The organism is Bradyrhizobium sp. Ash2021 (assembly GCF_031202265.1).
GTDB lineage: Bacteria > Pseudomonadota > Alphaproteobacteria > Rhizobiales > Xanthobacteraceae > Bradyrhizobium.
In genome coordinates this window covers 672804-692245 of record NZ_CP100604.1, presented here as the reverse complement: position 1 = coordinate 692245, position 19442 = coordinate 672804, and the positions used below count along the sequence as shown (strand labels likewise).

Here is a 19442-nt window from a genome sequence, read left to right as displayed (position 1 = left end):
GCCGTCGCTGCTTCGGCGCCTTAGCCATTGCGGAACGTGTAGGCATAGCCGTTGATCGCCGGCGCGCCGCCGAGATGGGCGTACAGGACCTTTGATCCCCTGGGGAAATAGCCCTTGTTGACGAGGTCGATCATGCCCTGCATGGATTTCCCCTCGTAGACGGGATCGGTGATCATGCCTTCGAGGCGCCCGCACAGCCGGATCGCTGCTTTCGTCTCCTCGGACGGAACGCCGTAGGCCGGATAGGCATAGTCCTCGATCAGGACCACGTCGTCCTCGACGATCTCTTTCCCCAACTCGACCAGGCCTGCGGTGCTGCGGGCGATCTCGAGCACCTGCGCCTTGGTCTGTGCCGGGGTGAAGGAGGCGTCGATGCCGATCACCTTGCGTTCGCGGCCGTCCTTGGCGAAGCCAACCAGCATGCCGGCATGGGTTGAACCGGTGACGGTGCAGACCACGATGTAATCGAAGGCGAAGCCGAGTTCTTTTTCCTGTACCCTCACCTCTTCGGCGAAGCCGACATAGCCGAGCCCGCCATATTTATGCACGGAAGCGCCGGCCGGGATCGCATAGGGCTTGCCGCCCTTGGCCTTGACGTCGGCGATCGCCTCCTCCCAGCTCTGGCGAATGCCGATGTCGAAACCTTCATCCACCATCTGGACGTCGGCACCCATGACGCGGCTGAGCAGGATATTGCCGACGCGGTCATAGACGGCGTCTTCATGCGGCACCCAGCTTTCCTGCACCAGACGGCACTTCATGCCGATCTTTGCCGCGACCGCCGCGACCATGCGGGTGTGATTGGATTGCACGCCGCCGATCGAGACCAGCGTATCGGCGTTGGACGCGATCGCGTCGGGAATGATGTATTCGAGCTTGCGCAGCTTGTTGCCGCCGAAGGCCAGCCCCGAATTGCAGTCTTCGCGCTTGGCGTAGAGGTCGACCTTGCCGCCGAGATGCTGCGTCAGCCGCTCCAGCTTCTCGATATGGGTCGGTCCGAATGTGAGCGGATAGCGCTCGAACTTTTCCAGCATGCCGTCATCCCCGTTGATGTCTGATCTCGGGGAAACGCCTAGCACCGGACCCGGGAAAGGTGCTCTCTAATTTGATCCGTATTTTTTGCCGTTTCATTGCCATTATAGCCCGAGATGTTAGTTTTCATCCATTCATATCCATAATAGTGGAAGAATCTTCCATGAGCAGCCGGCTCGACCGCGTCGACCTTAAGATGTTGCGATTGCTGCAGAATAGCGGCCGGCTGAGCAACGCCGAACTGGCCGAAATGGTCGGGGTCAGTCCCGCCACCTGCCATCGCCGGACCCAACGCCTGTTCGACGAAGGGTTTGTTGGCCCGGTCCGCGCGATGGTGGCGCCACGCAAGGTCGGCAAGGGCACGCTGGTCATGGTCGGCGTCGTGCTCGACCGCTCCACGCCCGAGAGTTTTGCCTCGTTCGAGCAAGCGGTCGCGAAACTGAAATGCGTACTCGACTGTCATCTGGTGGCCGGCGATTTCGATTACTTCCTGAAGATCCGCGCCGGAGACGTCGACGATTTCAAGCGCATCCATGGCGAGCAGCTGATTGCGCTGCCCGGCGTGCGCCAGACGCGGACGTTCTTCGTCATGAAGGAAGTGGTCGACAACGCGCCGCTGGAGTTTTGAGCGGGCCCGCAACTGCAGGACCGCTGCGCCCTAATTCTTAGCACTCTCGGCCAGCATTTTTGCCTTGCAGGAAATCAGGAAGGTAAACGCCCGCGCGTTGCGAGCGATCTCTGTCGTCATCAGCTCCGTTTTGGAATCGGAGGTTTGGTACGACACCACGCTGTTGTCCAGAAAATCCCGCAGCGCGCCGGTCTTGATAGCGAAATTGATGTTCTCGGGAATGTTGCCGGTCGCCCTGACGAACTTCAACGCATTCAATTTCGCCGCAACCACGCCGACAACCTCGCCGCTGGCCGACAACCTCGCCGCTGGAGGACAGCAGCGGCCCGCCGCTGTTGCCGGGTTGAACGGCCGCGCTGATCTGCAAAAAGCGCGTGTTGTTCATGACGCCGCTGAGCGAACTTACGATTCCAGTCGTTACCGTGAAGTCGGACGTGAGCAGTCCGTGAAAGGGATAGCCGATCGCCACGACGCTGGCGCCGGACTGGATCGCCTTGTCCTTGATGACGGCCACATCCCTGAACGAACCGGGGGCCTGAAGCAGGGCAAGGTCATTGGTTTCATCGCTTGAAACGAGGCGCAGCGTAACGGGTGCTTCCCCGGTCAGATTGCCCGAGATATCCCCAACGCATCCCTCGACGACGTGCTGATTGGTAACGACATGCCCGTTGGGGCTGACCAGAAAGCCGGTCCCCGATTGAGTGCCGGTCTTTTCGGGCTTGGTCGCACCGGGCGGTGCAGCCGCGGCCGCCGCCACCGGCTTTGGAAGGCTCACGGAAAAATCCCCAGCCGCGGCGACGCCAAATTGCTTCGTCTTGGCCACGCAATTCGCCAACGTCGGCAACAACTGCGCGGTCTGGTCGAGCTTGAACTCGAAAAGCTGGCCTTGCGTATAGGCCGTCATGCCCCTCGCTCTTCGGAATTGGGCGATCAGCGAGGAGTTATCCGGCATCGGCACGCGGACCAATTTATCGGCGACCGGGACACCGTGAACGTTAAATGGTGTCTGACCATCGAAGGTCAGGGTAATCGGGAAGGCTTGCCCGGTCTTGAGCGCCCAGTTTTCATGGGCGAATCCCAGGCTCCACCCGCCCTTGTCGTCGATCATGACCACAAAATAGATGCCACTGAGATATTGCGTGCCTGCCGAGCAATGCGAGAACGCACCGGTCTGATCGTTGGTGTACGCCCCGCCCTTCCAGTTTCCGACATTGATGGACCCGTAGGGCCCGCGAGCTTCGGCACTCGAACCGGCTAAAATCGCACCCAGCAAAATTACGATTGCAGTAACGTAGTATTTCATCACCATGCCCCCTGGATCGGAGCGAGCATATTGAGGCTTGCAACCGGAGTCCAAGGGTTCGTCATGGATAAAACGGACGACGGCAACCGTCTCCCTACTCCTGACGGGGCTTCGGTAGACACCCTTGCCCTGTGGTCTCCGGGACGCCTACCGCCACGGATGGCGGAGGAGAGGAACTGGCGTCGAAAGCTTGAGTGCCGCGGCCGGCGATTATTCTTGCTTACAGGCGAACCTGAATCGAATTGAGAATATTGGTCGTGGTGTCGATGAATTGCAGCGCCTGCTGGGTTTTGCCGAACGACAAGGGAGAACGCGCGCACTGGTCCGACAGCTGAGCCAGCCGTTTTCGTTCGCTGGCCAAAATGGTGTTGGATTTTTCGACCGCAAATTTGACGATGTCCCGCATCGGGTTGTTGTCGCCAAAATCAGTCATCTCCTTCTCGATCGTGATCAAATATTCGTAGCTCGAAAGCTCCTCGGAGATCTGTAGAAGCTCCCGGATGGTTGACTTGATGCAATCGGCGTCGCCGCTGGAAATGTCCGGTCGCTTGGAGGTTTGAACGAGATCAGCCATCAAATTCTGAAACAGCGGCTTGATGTCCTCGACTTTCCTGAAGTCGTTCTCGCTGAGGACGCCGCCATTGGACGCATTCGGTGCGAACAAAGTAATCGCCAACGCGAGGCCTAACGACGTCATCCATCCACGCGCGCGGCTGGCAAACATGAGCGCTGAATTCCTGACGCCGGTCGCGACCATTTCAGATCAACCTCGGAAAGATGCCGGATCGAGCATAGGCCCGACCGTGTCGTTTCGCTAGGGCAGACGGGGAAGCCGCGCCTTTTCGGCGGGCACGGACCTCAATCCCGAAGCGCCCCCTCCCCGATCGGCCTCGATCAACCCTCCGGTTTGGTTGTCCGGCATTCGCTTTGGTGTAATATCCAGCGGCGAGCAGGGGGAAGCTGTGTACATTCGGCTTAATCCACCGTTTGACGCACCCGATATGCCGATCCGCGGATCGAGCGTAAACCGGAGGACGGCAGTGTGACGGAGCGGTCGCAACTGGCATTCCGTGCGGTGGCGCTGCAGCGAGCCGCGTCGCCCGAACAGCTTGACCACCTGGTCGGCATTACCAAACCGTTCGACTGGATTCTGACGTTCGTGGTTTGCCTGGCTCTGGCGGCCGCGCTGACATGGGGCGTCATCGGGCGAATTCCTACCCGCGCGGCCGGTGAAGGAATTTTGATCAGCGGTGGCGGTCGCGTCGTCGATGCCGTCTCCGCTGCCGCCGGACGGCTTTCGTCGGTCAACGTTGCGGTGGGCGATCACGTCCTGCAGGGTCAGGCGGTCGCCCAGATCGCACAAACCGATATCCAGCAGCGCCACACCAGCGCTATCGAGGTCTTTCGCGAACGCGAGCGTGAGCATGCCGACCTGACCTCGAAGGTTACCAGCGAACTCGCGTCAAAGGGCCAGAACTTTGCGAAACTCGAGGCCGCCTTCAATCAGGTCGTGAAGGCGACTGACCAGCGCATCGAATATCTGACGGCCGATCTCAAGAATCTCGAGGACTTGCTGGCCAAGGGATACACGACCCGACGCAACGTCGAGGATCGCCGGCGCGATCTGACCGATGCGCAGCAGCGAAAGGAAGATACAAGGAACGAAATTCTGAAGTTGCGATCGCAAAAGACGGATCTGGAGACGCAACGCGCGCGCGAAATCCAGCAATCGGAATTCACCCTCAATGACGCGCGTCGGCAGATGGACGGTATTGCTGGAATGCTGAACCAGAACACTCAGGTCATCAGCCCGATCGAAGGACGTGTCCTCGAGGTCAAGGTCTCCGCGGGCTCGGTGCTCGCGGTCGGCACACCGGTCATCGCGATCGAAAGCGAGGGTACCGAGCTCGAGGCGCTGGTCTACATTCCGGCGGAGCGCGGCAAGAATGTGAAACCGGGAATGCAGGTCAGCATCGAGCCGAGCACGGTGAAACGGGAGGAGTTCGGAACCATGGTCGGCACCATCGTGACGGTTTCCGATTTTCCCATCACGCCCCAGGGCATGGCTGCGGTGCTCCACAACGACAGTCTCGTCAGCCGCTTTTCGCACGATGGCGCGCCCTATGCAGCGACGGTCAGCCTGGAACAGGACCCTGCAACCGTCAGCGGCTATCGCTGGGCGGTTGGAAAGGGGCCACCCATTCGTCTCACCAGCGGAACGCTGACGCGCGCGGAAGTCACCACGCGAAATCAACGCCCGCTCGACCTGGTGCTACCTCTCATCAAGCGGCTGACGGGAATTGATGGATAACGCCCCTTTGCCCCAGCCAACGCCGGACGAGGTGCGTCCGCTTCCACGGCACGCCCGCAAACTGTTCTGGCGCAAAGCGGTGAAGCGGACGCCGACAATCCTGCAAATGGAGGCTGTCGAATGCGGGGCTGCGGCCCTGGCCATGGTGCTTGCGTACCATGGCGCCTGGATCCCGCTGGAGCAGCTCCGCGTCGCCTGCGGCGTCTCGCGCGACGGCAGCAAGGCAAGCAACATCGTCAGGGCGGCGCGCCGTTTCGGCCTCGCCGCCAAGGGTTTTCGCAAGGAGCCCTCGACACTGCATGAATTGCCGATGCCCTGCATCATTCACTGGAACTTCAATCATTTCGTGGTGCTGGAGGGCATCGTTGGCGATCGCGTCTATATCAACGATCCGGCGATCGGACGGCGGCGGATCGACATGGCGGAACTGGATCTTGCGTTCACCGGTGTCGTGCTCGCCATGGAGCGAACCGAGGCATTCAAGCCGTTGGGCCGCAAACCGCAGGGCTTGCGTTTGCTGCTGCGCGAATTGCGCGGCTCGAAGACGGCCGTCGGCCTGCTGGTGATCGTCAGCTTCGCGCTCATTGTGCCCAGCATTGTCGCTGCGGGATTTTCGAAAATCTTCGTCGACGACATCCTGATCCGGCACAGCACCAGCTGGCTCGTCCCGCTGCTGATCGGCATGGCCGTGACCGCGGTGTTGCGCGCAATCCTGACAGTGCTGCGCCAGTCACTGCTGTTGAGGCTGCAAACCAAGCTTGCGGTGGTCATGATCAGCCGCTTTCTCTGGCACATCATGGCGCTACCGGTCGAGTTCTTCACCCAGCGCCATGCCGGGGATATTGCAAGCCGCGTGGCCGCCAACGAGCAGATTGCCCGCCTGCTCTCGAGCGGCATAGCCGCCAACGCGCTCAACTTGACATCGATCGTGTTCTTCGCCGCCGCGATGGCGATTTACGACGCCCCGCTCGCTGCGATCGGCGTCAGCATGTCACTTCTGAACGTGCTGGCATTGCGATTCATTGGCGCGCGCCGGCAGGATCTCAGCCGCAGCCTCGCGCTCGAACAGGGCAAGCTTGTTGCCGCGACGGTGAGCACCGTGCGTACCATCGAAACCCTCAAGGCGAGCGGACTGGAGGACGAGGCATTCGGTCAATGGGCCGGGGTTCAGGCAAAAGCCTTGAACGCCGAGCAGGAACTCGGGGTGTCCTCCATCTTTCTTGACATGCTGCCGACGCTGTTCTCCGGACTGACGGTTGCGGCGATACTTGGCATCGGCGGCCTGCGGGTGATCGAGGGCTCCCTCACGCTTGGAAGCCTGGTGGCCTTCCAGTCGCTGATGGCAAGCTTTTCGGCGCCCGTCACGGACCTGGTCAATTATGCGGGTAGCTTCCAGACCATCAAGGGTGCGTTCGAGCGCCTCGAGGATGTATATAATTATCCGCTCGACAGTTCCGGCAAGAACATCGTCGCGGCGGATCGCTTCGCTCCGAAGCTGACAGGCAGGATCGAAATCAGCAACATTCAGTTCGGCTACTCAGTTCTGGAGCCACCGCTGCTGACCGACCTCTCCATCAGCATCCAGCCGGGCTCGAGGGTGGCGCTCGTCGGCGCCTCCGGCAGCGGAAAATCCACCCTCGGCAAGCTGATTTGCGGACTTTACAAGCCGTGGTCCGGCGAAATCCGCATCGACGGATGGACCTTGCCGGAAATCCCTCCGCAGGTGTTCGCAAACTCGATCGCCTACGTCGATCAGGACATCTTCCTGTTCGAGGGAACCGCGCGTGACAACCTGACCCTGTGGGACCCGACCGTAACAGAAGAGGATCTGTCGCAGGCGTTGAAGGATGCAGTCATCCACGAGGACATTGCGACGCGGGCGGGAAACTACGACTGCTATATCAACGAAGGCGGCACGAATTTCAGCGGCGGTCAGCGCCAACGTATCGAGATCGCGCGGGCGCTGGTTTCCAACCCGTCGGCGATCGTGCTCGACGAGGCAACCGGCGCGCTCGATCCGATCACCGAAAAAGTCATCGACGATAATCTGCGACGCCGGGGCTGCACGTGCATCATCATCGCGCATCGTCTGAGCACGATCCGCGACTGTGACGAGATCATCGTGCTGCAGCAGGGCAAAATTGCCGAGCGAGGAACTCATGAGCAGCTGATCGTGCTTCAGGGAGTGTACGCGAAACTCGTGGCTCAGGAATGACCGAACCTGTCGTCCAGCGGGCACAAGTAACGGCCGGTCAAGCGGCGGCCGGCTATCTGCCGACCCGCATCGTACTCGATGGCCGGCACCCGAAACTTCTCGACCATCGGGGGCACGTGCTGCAGGTCGTGACAGGGTATGCCGATGTCTTCGCCGTCAACTTGGTCGAAGGCGGCACCGACGGGGCTCGACACCATCTGTTTCGGGTCGAGAGCGACGAGGTCATTCTCGACCTTCCGGAAGCCGTCGATAGCTCCGGCACGCGCATCCAGGTGATCGCAGTCGGCGGTCCCGGCACCGAAGCATTAGTCGTGCCGCGCGCGGAGTTTTCATCCGTCGATTCGATTACCGCCTGGGTCACGCGGCTCGCCAGGATGATCTCCGGTCCAAACCCGAGCTGGGAAATGCTCGAGGTAGCGAGCGATGGCGCCGCCGAGATTCCGCCCGGTGAGCGGCGGCGTGGTCCGGTGCGCAGCATCGTGTGGGTCGCCCTGGAGGCCGGTGCGGTGAAGCTGATGGGGCTCGATCCGGCTTTTTCCGCCGGCGGCCCGCCCTTGCCGCTGACATCGGGGATGTGGATCGAGGCCGGCCCGTCCGCATGCATCGCTGTCGGCAGCGTCGCCACGCCGGATGCGGATGTGCTGTGGCGCGCCGTCGATCAATTCCATCTTGGCGTCGTTGCCAGTATTCGGGATCGACAGGCGCGCGACGTTGGCCGGGAGACGCAACGCCTCGTTCTTCGCAGCGATCTCACGACAGCGCAGACGTTCGAAACCTTCGAACGCCTCTCCGCGGTCGTCGTGCAGCGCTCCAACCGCGCAAAGATTGAAGCCGACCCGTCGGATCCCTTGCTCGCCGCCTGCCGGATGGTCGCGGAAGCGATTCGAGCGCCGTTTATCGTTCCTGCCCGAGCCGCCTCGGCTCGGCAGGAATTTGCCGACGTTGTCGAGATCGCCCGAACCGCACGACTGCGCGTTCGCCAGACGCTGTTGCGGGGCAAATGGTGGCAGCAGGACGTGGGCCCGTTGGTGGGTTGGCACGGTGAGGAGCGCAATCCGGTCGCGCTGATCCGCGGCCCGAGACATCGTTACACCATGATCGAGCCGGGAACCGGGACGCACCGCCCGGTCGACCGTTCGCTTGCAATGGAGCTGGCCCCGGACGCCGTGACGTTCTATCCCGCGTTGCCGTCGCGCCCGGTTCGATTTCGGGATCTGCTCACATTCTCGATTCGCCATTCCAGCGGCAATGTCGGTCGCATCGCACTCGCCGTCGTTGCGATAGGCCTGCTGTCATTGGTCGCCCCGCTCATTACTAATCTTCTCATCAGTTCGGTCATACCCCGCACCGAGCTCGACCAGCTCGCGTTTTGCGCCCTCGCGCTCGCCGTGACGGCCGTCGCCATGGCCAGTGTCCAGGCGATGGAAGGACTCGCGATGCTCAGGCTCGAAGGCCTGATCGATTGGAAGCTGCAGGCGGCGGTGATCGACCGTCTGCTCAGGCTGCCCGCGTCCCTGTTTCGCGAGTACACCGTTGGCGACTTTGTCGATCGCTCGATGGGAATCGATGCTGCACGTCGGATATTCACCGGACGCGCACTGCGCGGGATGATGGCCGGTTTGTTCTGCTGGTTCAGCATAGGTCTGATGTTTTACTACGATCTCAGGCTGGGGCTGGTCGCGTTTGTGCTGACGATGGTCAGGGCGATCCTGATCATCGCCACCAGCGCGATACGTCTCTATCACGAGAACGACCACTTCAACCTGCAGGGCAAGATCGGCGGCTTCGTGCTGCAGCTCATCTCCGGAATCAGCAAGCTCCGCGTCGCAGCCGCAACCTTTCGCGCGCTCGCGGTGTGGTCGAGACAGTTCGCGATCCAGAAACAGTATTTCATGGCCTCCCAGCGGACCGCCAACGCCCTCGGTGTTTTCGAGACTTCGTTTCCAACTATCGCCACGCTCATCATTTTCGCAGCGGCGTCGTTTACAAACAGCAAGCTGCTAATCGATATCGGCGGCTTCTTCGCATTCTTCACTGCCTTCGGCCAATCGATGGCATCGGTCGGTGCGTGGGCGTCGGGCGTGAGTGAATCGCTGATCGCAATCCCTCATCTCACCCGCCTTCGACCGCTGATCTCGGCGGTGGTCGAGGTTTCCGAGGATCGCAAGCCTCCGGGTGAACTGTCCGGAGCGGTTGAGCTCTCCCGCTTGACCTTCCGCTACCTGCCGAGCGGCCCGCCCGTCCTCGACAACGTCACTCTGCGGATCGCGCAAGGCGAATATGTCGCGATTGTGGGCCCGTCAGGTAGCGGAAAATCCTCGCTGTTCCGATTATTGCTGGGCTTCGAACGGCCGGAGTCCGGCGCCGTGTTCCTCGATGGAAAGGCGCTCGATACGCTCGACATCAGCGCGGTACGGCGGCAGCTTGGCGTGGTATTGCAGAATGGAAAACTGGCGACAGGTAGCCTCTACGACAATATTTGCGGCGGCGTCCAACTGCCGCTCGAGCACGCGTGGGAGGCCGCGCGGCTTGCCGGTCTCGATGCCGACATCGAGCGCATGCCGATGGGCATGCATACCGTGATCGCAGAGGGCGTGAACACGCTGTCCGGCGGACAGCGACAGCGAATCATGATTGCCCGCGCGATCGCCCGCCGGCCCCGTATTCTGCTGTTTGACGAGGCGACGAGTTCACTGGACAACCAGTCGCAGGCGATTGTAAGCGCATCGCTCGGTAACCTCAACGTAACACGGATCGTCATCGCGCATCGGCTGAGCACCGTGCGCGAGGCCGATCGCATTATCGTGCTCGTCGATGGCAAGGTCGTGCAAACCGGGAGCTATGCGGAGCTCAGCAAGACGCCCGGAATGTTCGCCGCCTTCGCGCAGCGGCAGTTGCTTTAGCCGAAGAGGACAATCATGCGAAAAGTCCTGTACATCTTTGGAATACTCAGCGATGCCGACGTCGCGTGGATGGCGCAGACGGGAGTTCGGCGGCGTCTAGGCGATGGCGACGTCATCATCCGGGAGGGCGAGAGCACCGATTTCCTGATCTTTATGCTCGAAGGGGAATTGCTGGTGACAACCCGGCGGCTGGGACAAATCGCGCGGCTGGGTGTCGGCGAGGTCGTCGGCGAAATATCGCTGGTGGATTCGGCGCCGCCGTCGGCCACGATCACGGCCAGCGGAAACGGCCTGGCACTCTTCCTCGACAAGACAAAGCTGATGCATAAGCTCGACAATGATGCCGGCTTTGGCAGCCGGTTCTACCGGGCCCTCGCGGTGTTTCTTGCCGACCGACTTCGAGAGGCGCGCGGAAGCTCGGCTGGAAATTCCGCCATCTCGGACGAGATGGGTATCTCGGAAGACGAACTCGACGTCGGTATCCTTGATCGTGTATCGGCTGCCGGAGAGCGATTCAGCCGAATGTTGAGGACCTTGAGCAACAACAGGATTTCCAGCTAGGAACTCTGTCCTCACCTCTGGATCGCGGGTTTGCGCCGTCATCCCAACCAGGCCGACCGCGACTTGGCGCGCCTTTCTGGTCCGTGCCGGTGGTTTTTTCTGTGTGATTCCGCGCACGGTCGTATTTCGAAACGACGGCTAGCTTGCGGTCATGACGGGCGATGGCCGCTCGTCCTCAGATCAAACGGAGAAGTGCCATGACCAACTTCAGCAATGAACTGAACCTCAATGACCTCGAAGCTGTCAGCGGCGGAATGCGCAACCTCGCCAACGATCCGGGCTACCATGGGCCGACCATCAGCAAGGGCGGCACCGTCGGCGGCGGCGATACGATCGACGGAATCCCGTGGGGCGGCGCGCCTGGAGACGGTTCATGGGGTGTCGTGAATGGCAACCTTCCCGGCGCGGGAAATTGGGGCAACTGAGTTCGGAATATCAAGTGCCTGCACGGAACGCGCCGGTTCACGCCGGCGCGTTTCGCAATGCGCGAAGGTGAAAACGCGTCCGCCGGCTTGGCGATGTCAATCCTCGTCTTTCGCGCGAGACCGATCGACTCAACCACACTGAGGCCCGTGTGATCTTGCGCACTTTCTAGGAATTGCTGAAAGTGATATCAATGCTGCTGCAAAGAGGAGAACACACCAAAGAGAAGCACCCACCATGGACAACAGAAAAGTCGAATTGGCAAAAACAGAAAAGCCCGCCGAAGGCGCACTCAATGATACCAACATCGAACTGAGCGAAGAAGAATTGTCCCGAGTGTCTGGCGGCAAGCCGGGATCAGGTAGCAGCGGCAAATTGCTCGAGGCGTGCGCGACGGGACAGCATTTTAAGGAAGCCAAGATCATCTAAGCCCACCTGTTGAAACGCGATAGCTTTACAGCCCGCTGACGTCTCGGCAGGTCGACGAAATCCTGGCCGACTTTCCCCAAGGGGTCTTTTTTGCGCATATCTGGCCACACGCAAAAAGCCGCCAAGGTCTCCCTCGACGGCTCGTGCCGTTGCGTTTGCGTAGAGGTACTGTGTCGAGCGGTGCTCGAACGCAGCCCGTGCTCGCTCTTATTTGGACGCACGCGACCTTCAATGAGGCGGTGGGTGCGTTGCCAGTGTGTCGAGCCAACGATCCCCGATCCTTGTGACATGTGACTGGCGGCGATGCTCTTCAAGCCAGCACGGCTGTCCCATTCGATGAATTGGCAAAGCGGGTTTTCAATTGAGCGCCCCGCGATCATCATCAGCGATCAAGATCAGCAGCCGATCTGCCACGGCCTGGACGCGACCCTTGAATACCTTGTCTGACCTGGCATCGCCGCGCTCGACGGCCATTGCCAGGTCGCCGACAAGCCGCTCGATCTGACGCGGGGGACTGACAAGGAAGATCGGGCGGCAGGCTAAAACGCCCGTCATGCTCTTCGGGCCTGAATTATATTTCGGCTAGGCGGTCCCGGCGAATGATGGTTAGAATGTCGCTCCGGGGCTGAGAGTTCTGGGTTGTTTCGGAAACTATTTTGAGCCCGGTCGGGCCGCTGGCCATACTGTCGGCGGCCCTTTTCATGGCCGCACATCGACGGGCAAAGCTGCTTCATTTTAAAATCGGCCGAAAACAATACCGCGCGGCGACAGCGTCGGCCTCTGTCATTCGTTGAAATCGTCGTCATCCCTCGGCGCCGTCGTGGTCGCACGATGCAGGAATTGCAGCGTGTGATGGCGCGGTTCGCGCGGGGCCGGGCGCTCGGACGGATCGCGGGCGATCTTCGACTGTAATTCCGCGAGGTCGGTGAAGACATCGGCCTGGCGCCGCAGTTCGTCGGCAATCATCGGCGGCTGGCTGGAAATGGTCGAGACCACGGTGACGTGGACGCCGCGGCGCTGCATCGCCTCTACCAGCGAGCGGAAGTTGCCGTCGCCGGAGAACAGCACCATCTGGTCGATGTGTTCGGCGAGTTCCATGGCGTCGACCGCAAGCTCGATGTCCATGTTACCCTTCACCTTGCGCCGGCCGCTGGCGTCGAAGAATTCCTTGGTCGCCTTGGTGACGACGGTGTAGCGGTTGTAGTCCAGCCAGTCGATCAAGGGGCGGATCGACGAGAATTCCTGATCTTCGATGATTGCTGTGTAGTAGAACGCGCGCAACAGCGTTCCGCAACTTTGGAATTCCTTGAGCAGACGCTTGTAATCGATGTCGAAACCGAGCGCCTTAGATGTCGCGTAGAGATTGGCGCCATCGATGAACAACGCAATCTTGTTGGAGGAAGATGGCATACTGACCTTTTACAAGTAGATACGCGGACAAGCCCTGCTAATCTGCTTGGATATTGGGAGAGACAAGAAAGTCGCGATTGAGGCGGTCTCTCAAGTGATGCTCGACAATCAAATCGCAAGTGAAGATTAAAGCATCGCAAATACGAACGAGTGAAGGCAAAAGCGCTCAGGCCCATTCTTCCGGGGTAACTCCAATTTGACCCCAGACCCGGTTTCAAGATTCGAATCGGTCTACATCTAGATATTTTAAGTTTCAATTAGTCGTTGTATAAAGAAAAAGAGATGCTTGTATCTCGACGTCCATCAATACAGTTTCATCTGGTATATTTTGGCGCGCTTGCCGGTGCGATCCTGCCACCGCCGGATGGTGACGATTGCCACCAGCGCCGACCTTTCGATCGATACGGGGCGGACATCAGCAGTAGGAAGAGTGCCCTGTCAGCTTTGTATTTGGCAGCGGCTCGGCTGCTTTCCGAACCCAGCATGACGACATCCCCTTCGGTTGTGCACACGCGCCAGTTCCATGTTCGGCCGCGCCGCTTCAACACCACTTCAAAGGCTGGAAATTGGTCAGACATCGCGATCGTGACTTCCGAAGCACTTACAAGGGCGTCTCGGTCGGGTCGTTTGGGACCCGAGTGATGCGGATGAAAGCAACATGTACTCTATAAAAGTTGCATGACGGCGATCTTGATGTAGCGCAAGCGGCCCTGCTCCCGTCCTGCCTTCCGGCCCTGTGGCTTGTCCCGGCCCAAAGCCGTCCCAGTCGCCGAGAGCTGGCCGTCCGGAGCTGTTGGCCGGGCAAGGGGTCTTGTGACACGGGCCGGATCGGGGTTTGTCCGGGGGACTATACCAAATAACTAAATAATATCAATCATTTGTTGCAGGGAGAGGAACTGGGATCGAACCTGCTCCGTGTAGCACAGATTGGTCTATGGAGTCCGGACCCCACAGCCGGCAGTGCCGGGCGGCGGCCTAGAGGGATCCAATTTCCCAATGCCTGACTGCCTGCCCAAATCGCAGGCAGTCTAAAGCCCGCACGAAGCCGTTCACAACTCACGCTTCGCGAGCCACTGAACGAAACGGTGATGCCCGACATGATTGGCGGAACAACGAAACACCACACCCCGAACCGGGTATAAAGCCGGGCCGCGGCCGCGCAGCCGCCAGCATAGGCGGACCGTAGCCGGCAACCTCGACGGCCGTCTTGGCGGTGGGCAGCTTGTCCTCTGGGAACGATTTGGTCAGAACTGTCGACGTCGGTGTCACCTCAGGGTTCCTGAAGTCAGTCCGCGCTGCGATTCAAATGCCGGATACAGTCGCTAGCCGGGCCACTCTTGAACGGCGTTGCGATGCACAGGGTTCCACCCTGTCCAATTTCCGGCACGATTGCCGATCAACAAAGCTACGATTGCTTGTGGGCTCGAGGGATCATCGACCTTTCTCGACGCCTTTTTTTGCGCTGGTCCGTCCGTAGGACGTCCGGATTAGACTTAGCGGCAGCTTGAAGCCGTCGCGGCCGCCTCTTTCGCAACACCCGAGGATCCAGCATGAAACGGATTGTCGCGACCGCCATCGTCGTTCTCTCGCTCTCCTCCGTGGCCGAGGCGCACCGTCTCTCCGGGACTGCCACCTACTACGGCGGGAGCGACCGCCTGTGCGGACGTCGCACGGCTTCCGGGGCGGCATTTAACTGCGGCGCATTGACGGCCGCACACCCGACGCTGCCTTTCGGCACGGTACTGACGGTCCAGAGCGGCGGCCGGTCGATCCAGGTCACGGTGACTGATCGCGGTCCCTTCACCGGCGCGTTCCTGGATCTATCGCCGGCGGCCGCGAGCGCGCTCGGCTGCCGCTGCACCCATCGCGACGTGACCGCGACGGTCGTGCAAATGGGATCCGGCGAGACCGCCGTCGCCAGTCGAGGCCGTCAACGCTCCGTCGCTGCGGCAGCCATGCCGCTGTTCTTCCAGCCGACGGAGGACGTCATGCGTCCGTTGGCAATGTTCGGATCCTCAATGGCCATGGCTCCTGCCCCACGCCACCACCTTCGCCACAGTGGTCGCCACTAGGACCGATCCTTCTACCCGAACGAACGAGCATCCAACCGCTCACAGGTCCGCAACACAGTGCTGGGCTTTCCGTCCGACGGGCATGTCCTTACAGGGAGGGGCACGTGCGCCGGCGGGTTTATTGCAGGACTCAGCATCACTGCGATATGGCCGCTCGCGTGGCGCGCGCAGAGGCAAATTGCGGCCCGTCAAGTCGGACGCCGACGGCTCGATTCTTGAACTCGCAATAGCAGTCGACTGAGTAGGCGCATGAAGCTCTCTGGCTTTCGTTCTTGGCACTTTTGCCAGATGGCAGCCGGCACCGAGTACGTCCGATTATTGGGGTAGGCCGGAAGTGAAGGCCGACTGTCAGAGTGGCGCTTTTGGACCCAAAGCGGACTGTCTTCCTGATACGGGCGCGCAGCCGCGCGTGTCGCGGTTTGTTCGTGCTGGCGCGCAGGGCTCGCTCGGGGTATTTCTGTAAGTAGAATGCGCAACAATCCCATCATCGTGCAAAAATACGGCGGCACCTGTCTTGAAACGCCGGCAAAAATCCGCGCGGTCGCGAGCAGTCTCGCCGACCTGCACAAGCGTGGTCATCGGGTCGTAGCGATCGTTTCAGCGATGGGTAAGACCACCGACGAACTCGTTAAAATGGCTTATCAAGTAAGCTCGCATCCCAATCGCCGCGAACTCGATATGTTGCTAACCACCGGTGAGCGCATCAGTATGTCTCTAATGAGCATGGCGCTGTCCGATTTCGGCGTGCCGGCGATTAGTTTTACCGGCAGTCAAGCCGGAGTGATGACCGACGAATCCCACTCTTCCGCACGCATTTTGGATGTGCGGCCCATTCGCGTGCGCGAAGAACTCGACCGCGGACGCATCGTGGTTTTGGCCGGCTTTCAGGGCGTGAACCCGGCGACCAAAGAAATCACCACGCTGGGCCGAGGTGGCAGCGATACCACTGCGGTCGCCATGGCGGCGGCGCTAAAAGCCGAGTGCTGTGAGATCATCAAAGAGGTCGACGGAGTTTGCTCGGCCGATCCGCGCATCGTGGCCGATTCAAAACCCTTGCGTCAGCTGGATTTTACATCGCTATCCGAAATGTGTTTTTGGGGCGCCAAGGTCTTGCATTTTCGCAGCGTTGAGCTGGCACAAAGCCAAAACGTTCCTTTGGTTCTGAAAAAATTGGGCGGCGCTGGACACAGCACGCAAGTGATAAGAGAGGTGATGGGGATGGAAAGCGGAAAAGTTTTGGCCGTTAACTCAATGGCTCGCATTGAGCATGTGGAGATCGATTCGGCGGATCTCAATCAGGGCTTTGAGAAATTCGCGCAGCATCTTAAACAAAGCGGCCTATCCTGGCCGCAGCTCCTCGCCTCGGCTTTTACCGGCGGAAAAACGCGCATTATGATGACTTCCGATTCGGAGTCGCTCGACGCTTTGCTGCGCACGCTGGAAAGCAGCAAAGACTTGCGTCAACAGCGTGAGGCTTTAAGTTCGGTGAGCCTCACTTGCTTCGGCGGCGTTTCTTCGGACTTGCCGTTCAAGGCGATTCAGATTCTGCAACGCCAGGGGATTATCGCCGACAAATATGTTTTGTCGCCGCATTCGATGAATTTATTTGTTCCTGTCGAGAGCCGCGAGGCCGCGGTCAGGGCTTTGCATTCGCTGATCTAGTTGACCGTTTTGCCCAAAAATATTCCGGCACTCTGCGTGAGAAACTCGGCGTGAGCCTGTCAGCCAAGCGGCCACATTGGCACCGGGCGGAAGGCGCGCTCGATTTTCGGACAAGTCACATCTTGACCGCATTCGCGAAGAGCGTGTCACCCCACTCGTACAAGGGCCGCATGAAGTCAGATTGGGTGTGGATTGCCCGACCTTTGCGATCGCGCCATTTTCGCCCGTAGGTATCGAACGGAAAGTGTCGCATGTAGTATTCGCAAGTCTCTTCCCAATGTTCGACCGACAACGACTTACCATAGTGTTGGCAATACAGACCGGTCGCCACGCGTTCTACGCCGGCCGGCTCTCGCCCATGGTACTTTGCGAAGATGACCTCAGGCCGATTTCGCCACAACATCAGAATGTCTCGCCGTTCCGGGCCGAAGAAACGACGAAAGCCCAATAGTTCGCAATCGGCTTGATAGGGTGCATGATCGCCAGGAGTCATATAGGCGTCGAACAGTTGAACCCGCACGCCGTCGTAATCGCCAGAACGAGTTCCTTCCAGGTATCCGCGTAGATCTCCGGTAACGCGCTCGTCCGCATCGAAGCAAAACATCCAGTCGAACTGCAAGTGTTCGCGCGCCGTCTGCAGCAAAAGTCCGCGATGTCGACCCTCGGCAATCCGTCGCGCCTCGATGTCCGCTTCCCACGACCGATTTGTCACAATCAGAGCGACTTTTGGGTGCCCGCCAAGAATCTCCAGCGTTCGATCCGTACTCGCGTCATCATAGGCGACTATCGCATCTACGTGCTTGCCGACGTAGTCCAGTGTATCTCGGAGAATAAGTGCTTCATTGCGAATGCGGGTGATTCCGATCAAAAAGTGCCTATGACCCAAGAGGCTTCTGTTGCAAGCAATGATTTGTTCACCGTCGCGGAGCTGCCAACTACTCGTGCCCAGCATGATTACCACCTGGCTGCGATAAAGAATTGGCACCAATGATGGTGGGCGGGCGCAGTAACCGCAAGGGTCAAGAATCGTGGGGCTAATGTTGCCGGTAGTACGCCGCTAACGAGAGATTGCGGAAAACTAACCCCGCGGCGCGTTGGGCGAGGCGTCCGAACGGTCGAATTGTATTTGCCTAACCCCAGGAAATCTGGGCGATATTGCCCCAAACAATGCGATAGCTTTGCTCAATATTGGAGAGACATCATGTCAGCCGATGCACTAGAACTTTTGATCACGAACGCAATTCACACCGCCTTCATCAAATATCCCGAGGGCGACGGCGGCCCAAACCTCGACTATGAGTGGATTGCGCCGGACCAAAGCACCCACATCGCCAAGGCCATCCTTCTGGATCTGGCGGCTAACGGATATCAGATCGTGAAGAAGGGCGGCACCTAAGTCGCTCGAAATCTATTGCGCTGACTACAGCGGTCCTGGTTCGGAACACCGTGCTCGCGAATTCGTAAACCATCAGCCTGGGTCAGCTTTGATTTACCAGCCCCCTTAAGCTTTCACGGCCGGGCCCATGACATGGTGGCTTCCAGATCGGGGACGAACCTCGACAGGGAACGCGTCAGGGTCAGGCCGCCAAGCGGCCTGACCCGCCATCTCCGGGGAATGCAATGGGTGCGAAGACAAGACCACAAACGGCGAAACGCAAAAAATCAAAGACCAGCCCGGCGCCGGCCCGCGCAGCATCAATGGCATCGGTGGCAACGCAAAACCTGATCAATATGGTCGCGGTCAGTACAACCTCGGGCGCGGTACTGCTCGCCCTTCTGGCCGGCAGGCATTTTTAAGCCCGGCGTGTCGCCGCCGTTTAGAGAAGTCACGATTTGCGCCGATACTGTTGAAAAAGTCAAAAATCGAGCGGCTCCGAAATTCTCGCGAACGCCAATTTCCAAGTAACTCTGCCGCTGCACGGCTCTATAGCCTTCGAACGCGACTTAACAGCGTAATAATCTGTTTGCGACTGCGGTGCGTCAGCGGCCCTTACGCAATTCCAGCAGTAACCACGTTGCAAGATCGTTCAAGGAACCGCGCCGCGGTTACGAACTATCAGGAATTACGGCATTTGCTCGTCACGTCAGTATTGCGGCGAGAGATGGTTATGCCTATCGGACGGTACATAGCCTGGGTTGGCGCATCGCTTCTTGCGTTACTGTTTGCAGCAGATTGGTTCCTGCCCAAATCTTTGCCCGAAACAGCGGGTGACCCAATCAACAGGCCGGTCATTCGGATAGCTTCGGTTCAGCAGCCCCCCGAACGTGTTGTCATTGACACCAGCCAGCCCACCATCGTCCCGCCACCAGCGCTGGTCGGGCTCGCAATGACAGGCGAACCATCCCCACCGCAGTCGTACGCGTCAGCGCTTCCGCCTCCGCCAGTAGTCGACGTTGATAAAAAAAGGCGGAAGGTCATTAAACGGCAGGGTCCTCAGGTTGCGGCTAACCAACCGCCATTGGCGAGCACGCCTGCGGTCGCGAGCCGCAGCT

General features: G+C 59.7%; 16 protein-coding genes. 11 read left to right on the top strand and 5 right to left on the bottom strand.

What is annotated here, in order from left to right; translation table 11 throughout:
* Positions 1–20: 20 nt before the first annotated feature.
* Complete coding sequence (locus NL528_RS03275) at positions 21–1034, bottom strand: 1-aminocyclopropane-1-carboxylate deaminase (RefSeq protein ID WP_309181290.1); 1014 nt, start codon at positions 1032–1034, stop codon at positions 21–23.
* Positions 1035–1195: 161 nt separating this feature from the next.
* Here NL528_RS03275 and NL528_RS03270 point away from each other — a divergent pair, with 161 nt between their 5' ends.
* Positions 1196–1660, top strand: a complete 465-nt coding sequence (locus NL528_RS03270; RefSeq protein ID WP_309181289.1) for an Lrp/AsnC family transcriptional regulator — start codon at positions 1196–1198, stop codon at positions 1658–1660.
* Between the two features lie 37 nt (positions 1661–1697).
* Here the strand turns inward: NL528_RS03270 and NL528_RS03265 are convergent, their stop codons facing one another.
* Both NL528_RS03265 and NL528_RS03260 read right to left on the bottom strand, forming a co-directional pair.
* Positions 1698–2963: a trypsin-like peptidase domain-containing protein gene (locus NL528_RS03265; protein ID WP_309181288.1), complete on the bottom strand. Its 1266-nt coding sequence runs from the start codon at positions 2961–2963 to the stop codon at positions 1698–1700.
* Positions 2964–3183: 220 nt separating this feature from the next.
* Positions 3184–3687, bottom strand: coding sequence for a hypothetical protein (locus NL528_RS03260; protein WP_309181287.1), 504 nt, complete (start codon positions 3685–3687; stop codon positions 3184–3186).
* Between the two features lie 318 nt (positions 3688–4005).
* Here NL528_RS03260 and NL528_RS03255 point away from each other — a divergent pair, with 318 nt between their 5' ends.
* The 6 genes from NL528_RS03255 to NL528_RS03230 all read left to right on the top strand — a co-directional run bounded on the left by NL528_RS03255 (position 4006) and on the right by NL528_RS03230 (position 11805).
* On the top strand, positions 4006–5274 hold the full coding sequence (locus NL528_RS03255; RefSeq protein WP_309181286.1) for an NHLP bacteriocin system secretion protein: 1269 nt from the start codon (positions 4006–4008) through the stop codon (positions 5272–5274).
* A complete protein-coding gene (locus NL528_RS03250) occupies positions 5267–7489 on the top strand; it encodes an NHLP family bacteriocin export ABC transporter peptidase/permease/ATPase subunit (protein WP_309181285.1) in 2223 nt (740 codons plus the stop codon). The genes NL528_RS03255 and NL528_RS03250 overlap by 8 nt, the downstream gene beginning before the upstream one ends.
* Positions 7486–10392, top strand: a complete 2907-nt coding sequence (locus NL528_RS03245) for an NHLP bacteriocin export ABC transporter permease/ATPase subunit (protein ID WP_309181284.1) — start codon at positions 7486–7488, stop codon at positions 10390–10392. Before NL528_RS03250 ends, NL528_RS03245 begins: the two co-directional genes overlap by 4 nt.
* A 15-nt stretch (positions 10393–10407) precedes the next feature.
* Positions 10408–10953: a cyclic nucleotide-binding domain-containing protein gene (locus tag NL528_RS03240; RefSeq protein WP_309181283.1), complete on the top strand. Its 546-nt coding sequence runs from the start codon at positions 10408–10410 to the stop codon at positions 10951–10953.
* A gap of 197 nt (positions 10954–11150) precedes the next feature.
* On the top strand, positions 11151–11378 hold the full coding sequence (locus NL528_RS03235; RefSeq protein WP_309181282.1) for a hypothetical protein: 228 nt from the start codon (positions 11151–11153) through the stop codon (positions 11376–11378).
* Positions 11379–11613: 235 nt separating this feature from the next.
* Positions 11614–11805, top strand: a complete 192-nt coding sequence (locus NL528_RS03230) for a hypothetical protein (RefSeq protein WP_309181281.1) — start codon at positions 11614–11616, stop codon at positions 11803–11805.
* Between the two features lie 783 nt (positions 11806–12588).
* Here the strand turns inward: NL528_RS03230 and NL528_RS03225 are convergent.
* On the bottom strand, positions 12589–13215 hold the full coding sequence (locus NL528_RS03225) for an NYN domain-containing protein (RefSeq protein WP_309181280.1): 627 nt from the start codon (positions 13213–13215) through the stop codon (positions 12589–12591).
* A gap of 1550 nt (positions 13216–14765) precedes the next feature.
* On the opposite strand from NL528_RS03225, the gene NL528_RS03220 reads away from it, so the two are divergent.
* Complete coding sequence (locus NL528_RS03220) at positions 14766–15287, top strand: septal ring lytic transglycosylase RlpA family protein (protein WP_309181279.1); 522 nt, start codon at positions 14766–14768, stop codon at positions 15285–15287.
* Positions 15288–15755: 468 nt separating this feature from the next.
* Complete coding sequence (locus NL528_RS03215; RefSeq protein ID WP_309181278.1) at positions 15756–16949, top strand: aspartate kinase; 1194 nt, start codon at positions 15756–15758, stop codon at positions 16947–16949.
* A 115-nt stretch (positions 16950–17064) separates the two neighbouring features.
* On the opposite strand, the gene NL528_RS03210 is transcribed toward NL528_RS03215, so the two are convergent.
* Complete coding sequence (locus NL528_RS03210; RefSeq protein ID WP_309181277.1) at positions 17065–17901, bottom strand: glycosyltransferase family 2 protein; 837 nt, start codon at positions 17899–17901, stop codon at positions 17065–17067.
* 249 nt (positions 17902–18150) lie between these two features.
* Here NL528_RS03210 and NL528_RS03205 point away from each other — a divergent pair, with 249 nt between their 5' ends.
* A complete protein-coding gene (locus tag NL528_RS03205) occupies positions 18151–18345 on the top strand; it encodes a hypothetical protein (RefSeq protein ID WP_309181276.1) in 195 nt (64 codons plus the stop codon).
* Between the two features lie 224 nt (positions 18346–18569).
* Positions 18570–18746 (top strand): hypothetical protein, encoded by a 177-nt coding sequence (locus NL528_RS03200; RefSeq protein ID WP_309181275.1) that lies wholly within the window; start codon positions 18570–18572, stop codon positions 18744–18746.
* The last annotated feature ends 696 nt before the right edge of the window (positions 18747–19442 follow it).

Coding starts and splice junctions, on each gene's coding strand:
- NL528_RS03235 (WP_309181282.1), top strand. CDS start 11,151: ATGACCAACTTCAGCAATGAACTGAACCTCAATGACCTCGAAGCTGTC.
- NL528_RS03250 (WP_309181285.1), top strand. CDS start 5,267: ATGGATAACGCCCCTTTGCCCCAGCCAACGCCGGACGAGGTGCGTCCG.
- NL528_RS03220 (WP_309181279.1), top strand. CDS start 14,766: ATGAAACGGATTGTCGCGACCGCCATCGTCGTTCTCTCGCTCTCCTCC.
- NL528_RS03200 (WP_309181275.1), top strand. CDS start 18,570: ATGGGTGCGAAGACAAGACCACAAACGGCGAAACGCAAAAAATCAAAG.
- NL528_RS03265 (WP_309181288.1), bottom strand. CDS start 2,963: ATGAAATACTACGTTACTGCAATCGTAATTTTGCTGGGTGCGATTTTA.
- NL528_RS03225 (WP_309181280.1), bottom strand. CDS start 13,215: ATGCCATCTTCCTCCAACAAGATTGCGTTGTTCATCGATGGCGCCAAT.
- NL528_RS03230 (WP_309181281.1), top strand. CDS start 11,614: ATGGACAACAGAAAAGTCGAATTGGCAAAAACAGAAAAGCCCGCCGAA.
- NL528_RS03260 (WP_309181287.1), bottom strand. CDS start 3,687: ATGTTTGCCAGCCGCGCGCGTGGATGGATGACGTCGTTAGGCCTCGCG.
- NL528_RS03210 (WP_309181277.1), bottom strand. CDS start 17,901: ATGCTGGGCACGAGTAGTTGGCAGCTCCGCGACGGTGAACAAATCATT.
- NL528_RS03270 (WP_309181289.1), top strand. CDS start 1,196: ATGAGCAGCCGGCTCGACCGCGTCGACCTTAAGATGTTGCGATTGCTG.
- NL528_RS03275 (WP_309181290.1), bottom strand. CDS start 1,034: ATGCTGGAAAAGTTCGAGCGCTATCCGCTCACATTCGGACCGACCCAT.
- NL528_RS03215 (WP_309181278.1), top strand. CDS start 15,756: ATGCGCAACAATCCCATCATCGTGCAAAAATACGGCGGCACCTGTCTT.
- NL528_RS03245 (WP_309181284.1), top strand. CDS start 7,486: ATGACCGAACCTGTCGTCCAGCGGGCACAAGTAACGGCCGGTCAAGCG.
- NL528_RS03240 (WP_309181283.1), top strand. CDS start 10,408: ATGCGAAAAGTCCTGTACATCTTTGGAATACTCAGCGATGCCGACGTC.
- NL528_RS03205 (WP_309181276.1), top strand. CDS start 18,151: ATGTCAGCCGATGCACTAGAACTTTTGATCACGAACGCAATTCACACC.